Origin of the sequence: Synechocystis sp. IPPAS B-1465 (genome assembly GCF_003015225.1) — a bacterium.
Classification (GTDB): Bacteria; Cyanobacteriota; Cyanobacteriia; order Cyanobacteriales; family Microcystaceae; genus Synechocystis.
Genome location: NZ_CP028094.1, coordinates 742021 through 755551 on the forward strand (window position 1 = coordinate 742021; position 13531 = coordinate 755551).

Below are 13531 nucleotides of genomic sequence, written 5' to 3' on the forward strand. Positions count from 1 at the left end.
GGAATTTGAACACTGTTCCCCCCAGAGTTGGGGGGCTAGGGGGGCTTTTAAAACACGTTCTAAACCTTGGCCAGGATGAAAACATTGCCTTCATTACCACGGCTGATGCGTAAATCTTCGTCTAAATAGGTGATTTCTAGCCAAGCGGCATTGTCCCGACCGGGCAAATTAAAATCCGCTGGCAGAAAGCGTTTGCCCGTGGAAATTTGTTGGATGAATTTTAAAGGAGATTGATAATTGAGGATTTTTTGTAGGCCGAGAATGGAACGCTCAAATTTGACTTCAATGCGTTTGTCGGAAACAGGGATAAAGGAAGCCACCACGGACACTAAACTTTCCAAGAAAGGGATGCCTTCAATTTCCGCCAAATTTACCACCCTTGACCCCGCCACGTCTATGTACTGATAAATTTGCCCTAATTGCAAAAGGGGAAGGCGATTCAAGCCCAAAATACTTTGGCTGCTGGTGTAGAGGAGTCGCCAATTACCATCCAGCAAATTTTTCTCCTGGAGTGGTTTGGGATGGGGATTATAGTCTTCCAATTTTTCCACCGCAGAAAGGATGGCCACCCGGTCCCGATCTGATGCCAATAGCCCCCGGTTTTTGCCGGCGATCGCCTCTAGGAGATTGGTTTTAAAATCCATATTGGCATCCATACTATTGGGCACGCTAAATCCGTTAAAAATTTTATTGGGTAGTTACACCAATTATCCCATGTTGGCCGGGACTGGCGATCGGGATTCCCAGAGCATAAAGAACCTAGGCTGATTGCAACCAATTGAGGGTTTCAGGAAAACGGGGAATGGACTGAATTAATTTTTTGGTGTAAGCGCTCTGGGGATTTTCGATAATTTCCTGGGCCGTATTGATGGGTTCCGCCAGTTGCCCCCGGTTCATCACCATAATGCGATCGCCCATGAAACGAACAACGCTCAAATCATGGGAAATAAAAATATAGGTCAGTTGTAAATCCCGTTGTAATTCCTTCAGCAGATTTAATACCTGGGCTTGCACCGACACATCCAGGGCAGAAACGGACTCGTCACAAATGATAAAACGGGGATTGAGCGCCAAGGCCCGAGCAATGCAAATCCGTTGCCGTTGGCCCCCAGACAATTCGTGGGGATAGCGGTTAAACCATTGGGGACTAATACCCACCCGTTCCAACAGTTCCGCCACCCGTTGCCGTTGCTGCTTAGTGGATTGTTTAGGCTCGTGAATAATCAGTGGCTCTTGGATGGCCCGACCAATGGTCATGCGGGGATTAAGGGAATTGTAGGGATTTTGGAAAATAATTTGCATTTCCCGCCGTAAACGTCGCCATTGTTGGGATTTTTCCGGTAAAGCAGCCACATTTTGTCCATCAAAGATAATTCGACCCGTTTGAATGGGAGTTAAGCGCAATAAAGCCCGAGCTAAGGTGGATTTACCGCAACCGGATTCCCCCACTAACCCCAGGGTTTCCCCCGGATAAACCTGGAAGGAAACATCATTAACTGCTTTGAAAACGGATTTTTTCCCAAATAGTCCCCCCTGCCCGTAACTAACGGTTAGGTTTTGCACTTCCAGCAGAGGGGGTTTGGCTTGCAATTGAGCCAGGCGATCGCTTTCCTGGGCCGGAGTAATAACTTGATAACTGGGAGGCGGACCATCAGCATTGAGAAAATCCCCCACCGTGGGCAAATGGTCTAACTGTATTTCCAAGCGAGGACGACAGGCCAATAAACCTTTGGTGTAGGGATGTTGAGGACTATGCAAAATCTGTTCCTTTAGCCCCTGCTCAACAATTTCCCCCCGGTACATCACCGCCACCCGGTCCGCAATTTCGTTAATCACCCCCAAATCATGGGAAATAAAAATTAGGGACATTTCCTGATGTTGTTTGCACAAATCCCGCAGGAGCCGCAAAATTTCCGCCTGCACTGTCACATCCAAAGCAGTGGTTGGTTCATCGGCAATGAGTAGTCGGGGATTGGCGGAAATGGCCATGGCAATCATCACCCGTTGCAGTTGGCCGCCGGATAGTTCATGGGGATAACGTTTGAGAAAACTTTGTTTCCGCTGTTGGATATAACTAGCTAAATTTTGGGTTACTTTGCCCCTAGGCTGGGCCTGTTCTTGGGCTAAAAATTCTTCTTCCAGCACTTCATCTTTGGGCAATACCCTCACTTCCTGCAAAAGGGCGATCGCCTGGTTTTGAGCTTCTTCCTGGGTAACGTTTTGGTGGAGGCGAATTGCTTCAATAATTTGAAAGCCAATGGTATAAACCGGATTAAGGGAACTCATTGGCTCCTGGAAAATCATGGCAATTTTGCCGCCCCGGTACTGACGCTTGTCCCCCTCTGGCAGAGCAACTAGGTTGACAGGGGAACTCTGGGCCTGGGCAAAAAAATCAATTTCACTGCTAGGTTCCACCCAGCCTGGCTTGGGCACCAACCCCATAATGCCCAGGGAAGTGACGGATTTACCGGAACCAGATTCCCCCACAATGCCGAGGATTTCCCCCCGCTCTAACTCAAAATCAACCCCTTTGACGGCCAACAATTTTTCCCTGGTATCAGCATCGGGGAAAGCAATTTCCAGTTGACGCACAGCCAAAATCAGGTCATTCATAGATGTTTGGAGACGGGGAAAGTCGCTAACGGCAGGTGGTGACAGTTCTTTTGCAGGGACATCATCAAAACAGACAAAATGTGTCCTAAGATTCGCCACTCAAACTCTAGCAAACAGAGCCGCAAAAACCACGGTAGCGTCAATTTCCCCTTACCTCCATCGACATACCTTAACCTTTAATCGGACTCCACCGGGACAAAATCCAAATGGTTAAATAGGGTGGTGACAAAGCTAAACAGTAAAAATGGCAACGAAAGCACCAAGACCAGACCCACTGTGGCTAGGGCATAGACCGGCCGGGTACTACTGGCCAGGGCCAAGGCGGATGCGAGGGAAAGGAAAATTACAATTAGCCAGACAATGATTTGGCCATAAATATCCCCAAAGGATAGGGTACAGACCATGCGATATTTGGGTAAGTCTCTTTCCATCATTGAAAAATCCTCTGTTGTGTATGGGGAAACGTCAACCCCTGCCAGGGCTAATAACATTGACCAATGGTCAAAGCGGCAATTGGCCAAAATTCTAAAGGATATTTCCGTTAATGATGTTAAGTTTTGAGACAGGGTTAATTGGGGATTAAATTTTGTCCCTGCCCCAAAGCCCAAAACCATTGTTGTTATTATGCTGGGAGTCCATGCGGCGATCGCCAAAGGTTTGTCCTAGAGTTCTTGAATCTTAAAAATTTCTCCATTCTCCATTTCCATGAAACGACGAAAATTTATTCGTACCGCTGGAGCCGGGTTGCTGGCCGTTGCTGGAGTCCAAATTGGCGATCGACTCAGACCAGCCACCGCCCAAGCTAGCTCTGGTTTACAGGTGGAGTGGTTGGGCCATAGCGCTTTCCTCTTTTCGGCTAACGGTTTCCGGATCTTGGCTAATCCTTTCCGGGCCATCGGTTGCACTAAGGGATTTCGTTTGCCCAAGGTGCAGGCAGATTTAGTCCTCATTAGCTCCCAACTGTGGGATGAAGGGGCAGCGGAGAATTTACCGGGAAACCCGAGAATTTTGTTTGAACCGGGCAGTTACGACATTGGCGGCATCCAATTCCAGGGCATCAGTGCGCCCCACGATCGCCTGGGAGGAAGAAGATTTGGCCAAAATGTGGTCTGGCGTTGGAGTCAGGGAGGAATTCGGATAGTACATATGGGGGGAGCCGCTTCTCCCATCACCGAAGAACAAAAAATCCTTTTGGGCAGCCCCGACCTAGCCCTAATTCCCGTGGGGGGCGGGCCCAAAAATTACGACGCCGCCGAAGCCAAGGCCGCCATGGCCATACTCAATCCCCGCATGGTAGTGCCCACCCAATACGCCACCCCCGCCGCTGACCGGGGCAACTGTGACCTCCAGACCCTGCAACCGTTTTTGGATTTGGTGGAAGGCATGAATGTCCAACGCATCAATGGCAATAGCCTTTCCCTCCGGGCCAATAATCTCCCGGCGGAAGGGACCCTAATCCGCATCTTCAGTGAACAAGGATTGTTGGTTTAGGGAGCTTTGGTAAACCTTCAAAGAAGGAGCTCGGACTTTTTAGCAGACTTTCTAAGAGCCTGTTTTAAAAGCCCCCCTGACCCCCCAAATTTTGGGGGAAACTGAGTGAAAGTCCCCCATATTGCCGGAGCTTTAGTGGGTCGATTTAGGGGGCGGAATAAAACTTTCCAAACACGTTCTAAAGGGAACTTTGGGCCGCTTTTCGTTGCTCCGCTAGATAAGTAAATACGGACTTATCGCCAATATCTGGGTCAAGGGGTTGCATTACCTTTCTGGCCACAAAGATGAGAAATAGAACGCTGGCTGAGACCAGTCCCCCTTTGGCCACGGTCAACGGCAATATTCCGGCCAAATGTCCCAACAGTAACAACGGAATAATGGCGGTTAGAAATTTAGTTTCCAAACGATTAAAACAAAATGCTTCCTTGAAGAAAATTCCCGTCAGGGCGGCAAAAGTAAAGCCGATCCCAAGAATGGTCCAGGGTTGATCATAGACTGTAGTCACTAGAATCCCTGGGTAGGCAAAACTGAAATAGAGGGCCGCCGTGGTACCGATCGCCCAAAAAATTTGCAAAGTGCGGTGGAGCACCGCTAGGTAAATGTGAATGGTCCAGAGACTCAACCCCAAACCCCCGGTCATCAGCCAAAAACAAGCCGTGGCTAGGTGAAAGTTAACTGCCAAAGGCTGAAAAGGTTGGGCTAAAGCTAGGGCCACCCCCAAACTAAATCCCCCGGCCGCCAAAGCTAGCCCCGTGCGGTAGAGAATTACTTCCCGGCGATCGTGGTCATTGACGGTGAAGGGGCCAAATTGCCCTTGGTAGGTGGGGTTAACAGAGGTACTTTCTCGCATAATCGTTGCTCCAGAATCAGCACAGTTCAGACCATTTTCAGCCATGGATAACCATTAATCCTAATTATCCCAGGCCTCCCCCTCCATCAGGGGATTTTATGGCGATCGCCATTGCTATTGGTACCAAAACAAGGATAGAATCTATGCAATCTAAAACTTAAATTACATAACTAAAGGTAAATGATTGCCAAACTATTATTCGGGCCTGATTGGTCTGGGTTTGTGCTGGTCTAAACGAATAAATAAGGAGGAGCGGGCCATGGTCGCCCTAGAGGCTTGTATTTTTGTGACTGTGATCATCGGCTTTTTAGGTCTGATTTATAAATCTAATGTGTTTATGAAAATCATTGCCATGGACGTGATGGGCACTGGAGTCATTGCCTACTATTGCCTGATCGCTTCCCGCACTGGCTTTCTTACTCCTATTGTCACTAGCCAGGAATCCACCATTCCCTATGCCGATCCCGTTCCCCAAGCAGTTATCCTCACAGCCATTGTGATTGGTCTATCGATTCAGGCGTTGATGTTGGTGGCCACCATGAAACTGGCCCGGGAAAATCCCACCCTAGAAGTAAAGGCGATTGAAAAACAGTACTGGCCATGACCCTATTTGCAGTTTCAGCGGAATTTAATGCGGCGCCCTGGGCCACGGTGGTCATTTGCTTGGCTTTGATGGCGGGCTTCACTGGCTATTTATTGCCTGCCACCATTCGTTTTTTGACTTTGGCCGTCTGTTTTGGCACTGGATTTTTAGCCTATTTGGGATTTTCTTTGCCGGAAGCCCAGTCTTGGTATTTGTTAGACAGTTTTGGCGTTGTTTTTCAACTGGATGCCCTATCGGGTTATTTCCTCTTGACCAATGCCCTGGTGACTTTGGCGGTGTTGGTCTATTGCTGGAATACCGGCCGCTCAGCCTTTTTTTATGCCCAACTGATCATTCTCCACGCTAGCCTTAATTCCGCTTTTCTTTGTGCGGATTTTATGAGTCTTTATGTGGCCCTGGAAGTGGTGGCGATCGCCGCTTTTTGCCTGATGACCTATCCTAGGGAACCCCGAATTATTTGGCTGGGACTGCGCTATCTACTGCTGAGCAACACTGCCATGTTGTTTTATTTAATCGGGGTAGCACTGGTTTATAAAACTAATCAATCCTTTGCTTTTAGCGGTTTAACCCAAGCTCCCCCAGAGGCGATCGCCCTGATATTTTTGGGATTGTTGACCAAAGGGGGCATTTTTTTGGCGGGACTGTGGTTGCCCCAAACCCATGGGGAAGCGGCCACACCAGTTTCGGCCATGCTATCAGGGGCAGTGGTTAAAGCAGGAGCTTTGCCCCTATTGCGCTGTGCTTTATTGTCCGATCAACTACTATTATTAGTACAAATTTTGGGGGTAGCCACGGCGTTATTTGGAGTGGTCTATGCCATGCTGGCCAAGGACAGTAAGCGAATGTTAGCATTTCACACCGTTTCCCAAATGGGCTTTGTGTTGGCGGCCCCCATTGCTGGCGGTTTTTATGCTCTCAGCCACGGTTTAGTGAAATCTAGCCTCTTCCTGTTGGCGGGGAATTTGCCCAGTCGGGACTTCAAAGTTCTGAAGAAAACTCCCATTGCCGCTGGTTTTTGGGTTCCCCTGCTTCTGGCCAGTTCTTCCATTGCCGGTTTTCCCCTACTGGCGGGCTTTGAAGCGAAAACCCTGACCCTCAAAGGATTGCCCCCCTGGTTGGCGATCGCCTTAAACATTGCCGCGGTGGGTACAGCCATTTCCTTTTCCAAATTCGTTTTCCTGAAACCAACCTTTGTCGGTAAAACCTATCCCCTGGGCTTAGGCCTAGCGTTGGTGGTGTTACTCGGCGGTTTGGCCGTGGGTAATGTGGTTTACTGGCAAGCCTTTACCCCCAGTAATTTAATCAAAGCTACCCTGACCTGCGTGGTGGGGGCAGGACTATATTGGGTCGTGGTCAAAAGGCTAACCCTAAAACTGCCCGATGAAGGAGAACAGGTTGACCATCTGCTCGGCATGATGAGCATCAGTTTAACCATTCTCTTTGCCTGGATTTTAGTATGACTACTTTTGCCACTACTACAACTCAGACTCTGGGGTTTAGCCATCCCATTGGGCAAAGAACGATGGCATTTGATAACCTGGGGAGATTAATCAAACTGAGGGAGGTGGGTAATGTTAGGGCCAGAAGCCTGTATTTTCGCAGCCGTAATGATTGGTTTTTTAGGCTTAATTTATAAGCGTAATTTACTGATGAAAATAGTGGCTATGGATGTAATTAGCACCGGAGTAATTGCCTATTATTGTCTCGTTGCTGCCCGCACCGGAATCACTACCCCCATTGTGGGAGCGGAAGTTTCCTCTGACCCCATACAATACGCCGATCCCTTGCCCCAGGCAGTCATTCTCACAGCCATTGTTATTGGCTTCTCTACCCAAATTTTAATGTTGGTCATTGCCATGAAGTTAGCCAAGGAAAACCCCACTTTAGAAATTGCCGCCATCGAAAGGGAATATTGGTCTTAATCGAAGTTAATTTATTGTTTAACATCAGGCTTTTAAACCCATTTTTTCCATGAATTTTCCCACGGCGATCGCCCCTAACAATTTATTAATTGCCATCGTCGCCCTCCTGGTCTTGGCACTGATGGGAGCCTTTGGGGGCTATCTGTTTCGTCCCCTGGTGCGGCCCTCGGCCCTACTGATGACCCTGGGCACCATTCTCTTGGCAGCGGTGGGTTTTGCCCTCCCCAATGCCCAGCAATGGCAGTTAATGGATAGGTTTGGCATTCTCTTGCAGTTGGACAATTTAGGGAGTTACTTTCTGCTTACCAATGGTTTAGTTACCCTAGCGGTGTTACTTTACTGTTGGGCTTCCCCAAGGACAACCTTTTTTTATGTCCAATTAATGGTACTCCACGTTAGTCTCAATGCTGCTTTTTTATCTACGGATTTAATCAGTTTATACGTCTGTTTAGAGGTGGTGGGTTTATCTTCCTTTTTATTAATTATTTACCCCCGCCAGGCCGCCAGCAGTTGGATTGGGTTGCGTTATTTGTTTGTTACCAACACGGCCTTGTTGTTTTATTTAATCGGGGTGATGTTGGTTTATCAGGCCACTAACTCCCTGGATTTCCAAGGTTTAGCCACTGCCCCCTACGAGGCGATCGCCCTTATTTTTTTAGGACTGTTAATTAAGGGGGAAATTTTTCTTTCTGGGTTATGGTCACCCCAAACCAGTAGCATTGCCAGTGCTCCTGTGGCGGCCCTGTTGTCGGGCATTGTGGTTAAAGCGGGAATTTTACCCCTGTTGCGCTTTGCTTCCCTGTCGGAAAGATTGGCCATGATGGTGTGGGGTCTGGCCATTGCCACCGCTCTGTTGGGCATGGGCTTGGGCATGTTTGCCAGGGATAGTCGGCGCATTTTGGCCTACAGCACCATTTCCCAAATGGGTTTTATTTTGGTAGCCCCGGCGGTGGGGGGATTGTATGCGTTGACCCATGGCTTAGCTAAGGCTTGCCTATTTTTGTTGGTGGGCAGTCTGCCGGAACGAGATTTGGATAAACTCCAGGCCCAACCTATTTCCTACAAATTATGGTTGCCCATGGTATTGGCCAGTTCCTCTATCATTGGCTTACCCATCCTGGCGGGCTTTGAAGCTAAAACCCTGACCCTGGAGACCCTCAGCCTCAATGAACTGCCCTGGACGGGAATTTTAATGAACTTGGCGGGGGTGGGCACAGCAATTATTTTGGCCAAATTTATTTTCCTCATCCCTAGCTTTGACAAGAATGTTGACCTGGACAAATCCCCCTGGGGCCTGTTTTTAGCGGTGCTTCTTCTGCTGGGGGCTTTAACCTTGGGCAATGTCATTTATCCCGAAGCTTTTTCCATGGAGAACGGCATCAAAGCCACCGCTAGTTTTCTGCTGGGTTCAGCCATTTACTGGTGGGGTTTGCGGAAAATTCCTTGGCAACCACCTGATTGGGGGGAACGCTTGGATCATCTGATCGGCACCATGGCCATAATGTTGATGTTACTTTTCAGCTCGGTATTAATATGACTGGACTCCTTGATATTGGTTTACGGCTGGGCATTTGGTTTTTGTTAACGGGCAATCTCCGTCCGGGCAATATTCTCATCGGCCTGATCGTGGCCCTGTTAATTCCCCGTCGACCCATACCTCCCTATGTTTTGCGGGATGGGCTGAGGGTATTTAAGGAAATTCTGCTGGCCATTCCCCAGGCTTACATCGAAGCTTGGCAAATGATTCTCCAGCCCCACACCAGAACGTGGGTTGAACGGCAGGAATTTTCCCCCCAACGAACTAGGGGGCTAATTTTTCTGGATATTTTCCTAATTACCTTTACCCCCAAAACCCTGGTGCTGAAATACCACGAAGAGGGATGGTACGAAATTCATTATCTTGGCCCCAAGAAGGAAGAAAAATGACTGTTCTACTCTGGACTATGTTACTGGCGGTGTTTATTCCGCTCTTGGCCACCCTGCAACGGGGCAATATTTGGGTGAAAATGCTCTCCTTTGCCAGTGTTGCCACTAAAACATCAATCATCATTTTGGTGGTGTCGGTGTTGCGGGACGATTGGATGATTGGCATGGTGGGGGTTTTAATTCTCAGTGCCGGTAATGCGGCTTTGATGCTTTTGGCCCAATTAATTCGCCGGATGGAGGCCCTATGATCACCACCATCATTAACTGGCTGACTAACGGTTTTCTGGCCATGGGCATTCTTTTTTGGCTCTTTGGTACTTTTCCCCTACTTCAAAGTCGGCGATCGGTCATTACTAAACTCCATCTGCTAACGGTGTCGGACACCCTCGGCTCCATGGCGATCGTGGTGGGGCTATTTCTGAAACTGCCCCGGGAATGGCCCCTCCTGCTCTTAGCTATCATTTGTCTTTGTCTATGGAATACCATTCTGGGTTACGTGTTGGCCTACTGTGCCACCGGGGAGAAGCGCACTAATGTTTAATTTGGCAGACCAAACGGAAATTTTAGCTTTTACCCCCCTATTGCCTTTTTGCGCTTTGTTGGTGGTAATTCAAGGCAATCCCTACCAGGCCTTGGTAATGCGGGGGATTTTGGGGGCGGTGGCGGCCCTGATTTATACACTGTTGGGAGCAGCGGATGTGGCCTTGACAGAGGCGTTGGTGGGAACCATGTTATCCGTTACCCTGTTTGCAGTGGCGGTGCGGTCTTCCCTGGTGCTGCGTTTAGGGGTCATTGCTCCCCCCGATGGTGATGACGGCAAAAAATTGATTGCCCCAGAAGATGAACAGGCTATTACCCAGGCGATCGCCCCTTACCATTTGCGGTTAGAAATTATTGCCTATGAAGATTTAGCCAGTTTGACGGAAGCTTGGCAAACCCGGGCTATCCATTGTTGGTATGAAGCCGATGTGGCCATTTTAAATACCCCCGTGGTGCGGTTGCAGGAAATTCTCGCTCCGGCCCTAGTGTCCCAGGCGATCGCCGTTAAATTTGTGCCTGCTAGTACCAGTCCTGTTCCCCCTCTATACTCCCCGGAGGTTGCCCAATGAAAATTGTTTACCTAATTGCGGCCCTATTGTTCTACGCCAAAATGTTGTTCATCACGGGCAATGCTGTAGAACCATTAGAAGAAGTGGCGGTGGTGGAGAATTTGCTAGAGCAAACGGGAGCGCCCAATGTGGTGTCGGGGATTATTTTCCGCAATCGTTTGTACGACACCATGCTGGAGGTGGTGGTGTTTACCATTGCCATTATGGGGGTGCGCTTTTTGATGGCGGAGGAAAAGCCGGCCGCTATGGTCTATCAAGTGAGCGATGCTCCGTCGGTGGTGCTGGCCCGATTGGGGGCCATGATTGCCCTGCTGATTGGCATAGAATTGGCCATCCGGGGTCACCTTAGTCCGGGGGGAGGCTTTGCGGCCGGGGTAGCGGGGGGAACCGCCATTGGTCTAGTGGCCATTATTTCTTCGCCGGAATGGTTGCATCAACTGTACGAAAAATGGCAAGCCGCCAAGGTAGAAAAGTTATCGGTGTTGATTTTCCTCGTTCTGGCCGCCCTGAGTTTGCTGGGCATTAATTTTCCCTTGGATAATGCGGGCTGGATTCCTCTGTTGAACATGGTGGTGGCCCTAAAAGTGGCGATCGGTTCCTGGGGAGCGATTTTGGTCTTTATCCGCTATCGGGGGTTATTGTGAGTTGAGATGCGTTGGTCTGGGGTTAGCTAACCGCAAATTTCCCCACTGGAAAGTGTTTGAAAAGTGCAAGGCTAGGTATTTCTCTAAATCTCCTCACTAAGGCTCCGGTTTAAAAAGGGAGACTTTGGTAACATTTCCTCCCTTCCCAAGGGGGGCTAGGGGGGATTAAACGGCCAAAACTCGACTTTTGAAACACGCTCTAACAATGGTGTTGTAATCAAATTTTTTCCCCGTTTTCGGTAAGGCCATGGTTCCCACTCTCCGCTTTTATATTTGTCTAATGCTCATTGGCGGTGGAGCTATGGTGGTAGCTCAAGTTGATACGGTTCCTAGGGCAGTGGGGGCCTTGGTTTTAGCAGATTTACTACTGTTGCTGCTGACTGCCATTGACTATGTTCGAGGCAAAAAGCAAAAAATAACAGTGCAACGGCAACCTCTGGGACCCCTTTCCATTGGTCGGGAAAACCCTGTCACCATCACACTGGAAAATTCTGGCCCCACGGCGATCGCTAAAATCAAGGATGATTATCCCGCCCCATTTCTGGCCATGGACGAGTTAAAGACAGCCCAAATTTTACCCCAGGGAAGCACCCAGTTAAGTTACCAAGTGCAACCCCGTCAGCGGGGGGAATACGTTTGGGGCAAGGTGAATGTGCGGCAACTATGTCCCTGGCAACTGACTTGGCAACAATGGACGGTAGGGGAGGGAGAAACGGTGACGGTCCACCCAGATTTAATCGGCCTAAAATCCTTGACCATCCGCCTGGCCCAAGCTACCACGGGCAACCTAAGACAAATGCGGAAGCTCGGTTTAGGTACGGAATTTCGGGAACTACGGGATTATCAGGCGGGGGACGATTTACGGTACTTAGATTGGAAAGCTAGTGCTCGCCGGGGCATTCCCCTCATGCGGGTGTTGGAACCAGAACGGGAACAGACGGTGATTATTTTGCTGGATCGAGGCCGGCTGATGACCGCTTGGGTGCAAGGATTACAGCGATTTGATTGGGGGTTGAATACCAGTTTAGCCTTGGCGGTGGCGGCCCTCCATCGTGGCGATCGCCTAGGGATAGGGGTCTTTGACCGGGAAGTGGTCAGTTGGTTACCCCCGGAGCGGGGTTTGCAGTATTTACCCAAATTATTAAAAACCCTGAGTCCCCTCCAACCCGTGTTGCGGGAACCGGATTATAGCGCGGCGATCGGTAAACTGGTGCAACAACAAACCCGACGGGCCCTAGTGGTATGCATCACCGATTTAATCGATCCCACTGCTTCGCAGGAATTGCTCACTGCCCTCACCCAGCTAGCGCCCCGTTATCTACCCTTTTGTGTCACTTTGCGGGATCCCCAGGTGGATCAATTAGCCCATGCTCCGGCCACTACTGTTAGTGGTGCCTATCAACAAGCAGTGGCCATTAACCTTTTGCAACAGCGGCAATTGGCCCTGGTAAAGCTGAAGCAAAAAGGAGTTTTAGTGTTGGATGCTCCGGCGGACAAAGTCAGTGAACAATTGGTGGATCGTTACCTACAACTCAAAGCCCGCACTCTGCTCTAGACCTTCAAAGTATGTTTACCAGATTCGGAATCAAGGAAGGTTAGGGGAGATTAACCAGTCGTACAAGGGCAACTGCTGAGGTTTGGCCTCGGCAACTTGACCGCTCCAGCGGACTTTTCGACCCATGGGGAATTAACCAAAATCAGATCGAAGTGGGATTGCCACTAACTAGTTGCTGCAGCAAGTCCAAGTTGAGAATTTCAATGGTGGCCCCCTGGCGCAAAATCAGGCCTTTTTTTTCCAATTTACCCAATGTTCGGGTGACAGTTTCCCTCGTAACTCCACTGAGCATAGCTGTTTCCCGATGGGGCAAATTCGGTATTAATACCCTATGCTTTTTGGTGCTTATTGTTTTTTTCCCATGTCCCACTAGTTCCAGCAAAATATGGGCTACTTTTGTCACGCTATCTGATTCCCTGAGGCGGAAATATTGGTTGAGTCTTCTAAGACGTTTAGATGCAAAAATCGCTACCTGAATACCGGCTTGGGGATCTTCCCTGAGCAAGTTTAGAAAATCTTGGGTGGGAATACTCCAGATCTTGGCTGGAGTCAGAGTGACCGCCTCCTTAGGATTCCAGTCTTCTTCCACTGCGGCGATCGCCCCTACAATCTCATCCGGGCCATAAATAGTATAGATACTATTTTTTGAAGATTCACCAATAGCACATACTTTGATCCAACCTTCAGCGATAAAGTAAATCGACCCGCCGTAATAGTTATCAAATAAAATTGATTGACTGCAGGGATAATTACGAAAACTCAAATAATTTATGTTTGCGATCAACAAATCTTTCGATATAGACCGAAAAAAAGAAAT

General features: G+C 49.0%; 16 protein-coding genes. 11 read left to right on the forward strand and 5 right to left on the reverse strand.

Features of this window, described 5'->3' with window-relative positions; genetic code table 11:
* Positions 1-59: 59 nt before the first annotated feature.
* From C7I86_RS03480 to C7I86_RS03490, 3 genes are all read right to left on the reverse strand, one after another.
* Complete coding sequence (locus C7I86_RS03480) at positions 60-668, reverse strand: PAP/fibrillin family protein (RefSeq protein ID WP_010871875.1); 609 nt, start codon at positions 666-668, stop codon at positions 60-62.
* A 91-nt stretch (positions 669-759) separates the two neighbouring features.
* On the reverse strand, positions 760-2712 hold the full coding sequence (locus C7I86_RS03485) for an ABC transporter ATP-binding protein (RefSeq protein ID WP_010871876.1): 1953 nt from the start codon (positions 2710-2712) through the stop codon (positions 760-762).
* Positions 2713-2789: 77 nt separating this feature from the next.
* Positions 2790-3047: a hypothetical protein gene (locus C7I86_RS03490; protein WP_020861502.1), complete on the reverse strand. Its 258-nt coding sequence runs from the start codon at positions 3045-3047 to the stop codon at positions 2790-2792.
* Between the two features lie 271 nt (positions 3048-3318).
* On the opposite strand from C7I86_RS03490, the gene C7I86_RS03495 reads away from it, so the two are divergent.
* Positions 3319-4104, forward strand: a complete 786-nt coding sequence (locus C7I86_RS03495) for an MBL fold metallo-hydrolase (protein WP_010871878.1) — start codon at positions 3319-3321, stop codon at positions 4102-4104.
* Positions 4105-4282: 178 nt separating this feature from the next.
* On the opposite strand, the gene C7I86_RS03500 is transcribed toward C7I86_RS03495, so the two are convergent.
* Positions 4283-4999 (reverse strand): DUF2301 domain-containing membrane protein, encoded by a 717-nt coding sequence (locus C7I86_RS03500; RefSeq protein WP_010871879.1) that lies wholly within the window; start codon positions 4997-4999, stop codon positions 4283-4285.
* 214 nt (positions 5000-5213) lie between these two features.
* Here C7I86_RS03500 and C7I86_RS03505 point away from each other — a divergent pair, with 214 nt between their 5' ends.
* From C7I86_RS03505 to C7I86_RS03550, 10 genes are all read left to right on the forward strand, one after another.
* On the forward strand, positions 5214-5558 hold the full coding sequence (locus C7I86_RS03505; protein ID WP_010871880.1) for an NADH-quinone oxidoreductase subunit K: 345 nt from the start codon (positions 5214-5216) through the stop codon (positions 5556-5558).
* On the forward strand, positions 5555-7018 hold the full coding sequence (locus C7I86_RS03510) for a cation:proton antiporter (protein ID WP_010871881.1): 1464 nt from the start codon (positions 5555-5557) through the stop codon (positions 7016-7018). The genes C7I86_RS03505 and C7I86_RS03510 overlap by 4 nt, the downstream gene beginning before the upstream one ends.
* A gap of 111 nt (positions 7019-7129) precedes the next feature.
* On the forward strand, positions 7130-7480 hold the full coding sequence (locus tag C7I86_RS03515; protein ID WP_010871882.1) for a cation:proton antiporter subunit C: 351 nt from the start codon (positions 7130-7132) through the stop codon (positions 7478-7480).
* 49 nt (positions 7481-7529) lie between these two features.
* Positions 7530-9017, forward strand: a complete 1488-nt coding sequence (locus C7I86_RS03520) for a cation:proton antiporter (RefSeq protein ID WP_010871883.1) — start codon at positions 7530-7532, stop codon at positions 9015-9017.
* Positions 9014-9406 carry a Na+/H+ antiporter subunit E gene (locus tag C7I86_RS03525; protein WP_010871884.1) on the forward strand — a complete coding sequence of 131 codons (393 nt, stop codon included), beginning with the start codon at positions 9014-9016 and terminating at the stop codon, positions 9404-9406. Before C7I86_RS03520 ends, C7I86_RS03525 begins: the two co-directional genes overlap by 4 nt.
* Complete coding sequence (locus C7I86_RS03530; protein WP_010871885.1) at positions 9361-9654, forward strand: hypothetical protein; 294 nt, start codon at positions 9361-9363, stop codon at positions 9652-9654. Before C7I86_RS03525 ends, C7I86_RS03530 begins: the two co-directional genes overlap by 46 nt.
* On the forward strand, positions 9651-9947 hold the full coding sequence (locus tag C7I86_RS03535) for a monovalent cation/H(+) antiporter subunit G (protein WP_010871886.1): 297 nt from the start codon (positions 9651-9653) through the stop codon (positions 9945-9947). Before C7I86_RS03530 ends, C7I86_RS03535 begins: the two co-directional genes overlap by 4 nt.
* Positions 9916-10515 (forward strand): DUF4040 domain-containing protein, encoded by a 600-nt coding sequence (locus C7I86_RS03540; protein ID WP_010871887.1) that lies wholly within the window; start codon positions 9916-9918, stop codon positions 10513-10515. The genes C7I86_RS03535 and C7I86_RS03540 overlap by 32 nt, the downstream gene beginning before the upstream one ends.
* Positions 10512-11159, forward strand: a complete 648-nt coding sequence (locus C7I86_RS03545; protein WP_010871888.1) for a Na(+)/H(+) antiporter subunit B — start codon at positions 10512-10514, stop codon at positions 11157-11159. Before C7I86_RS03540 ends, C7I86_RS03545 begins: the two co-directional genes overlap by 4 nt.
* A gap of 247 nt (positions 11160-11406) precedes the next feature.
* A complete protein-coding gene (locus C7I86_RS03550) occupies positions 11407-12714 on the forward strand; it encodes a DUF58 domain-containing protein (protein WP_010871889.1) in 1308 nt (435 codons plus the stop codon).
* Between the two features lie 142 nt (positions 12715-12856).
* On the opposite strand, the gene C7I86_RS03555 is transcribed toward C7I86_RS03550, so the two are convergent.
* Positions 12857-13477, reverse strand: coding sequence for a Crp/Fnr family transcriptional regulator (locus C7I86_RS03555; protein WP_223211340.1), 621 nt, complete (start codon positions 13475-13477; stop codon positions 12857-12859).
* Between the last annotated feature and the right edge of the window lie 54 nt (positions 13478-13531).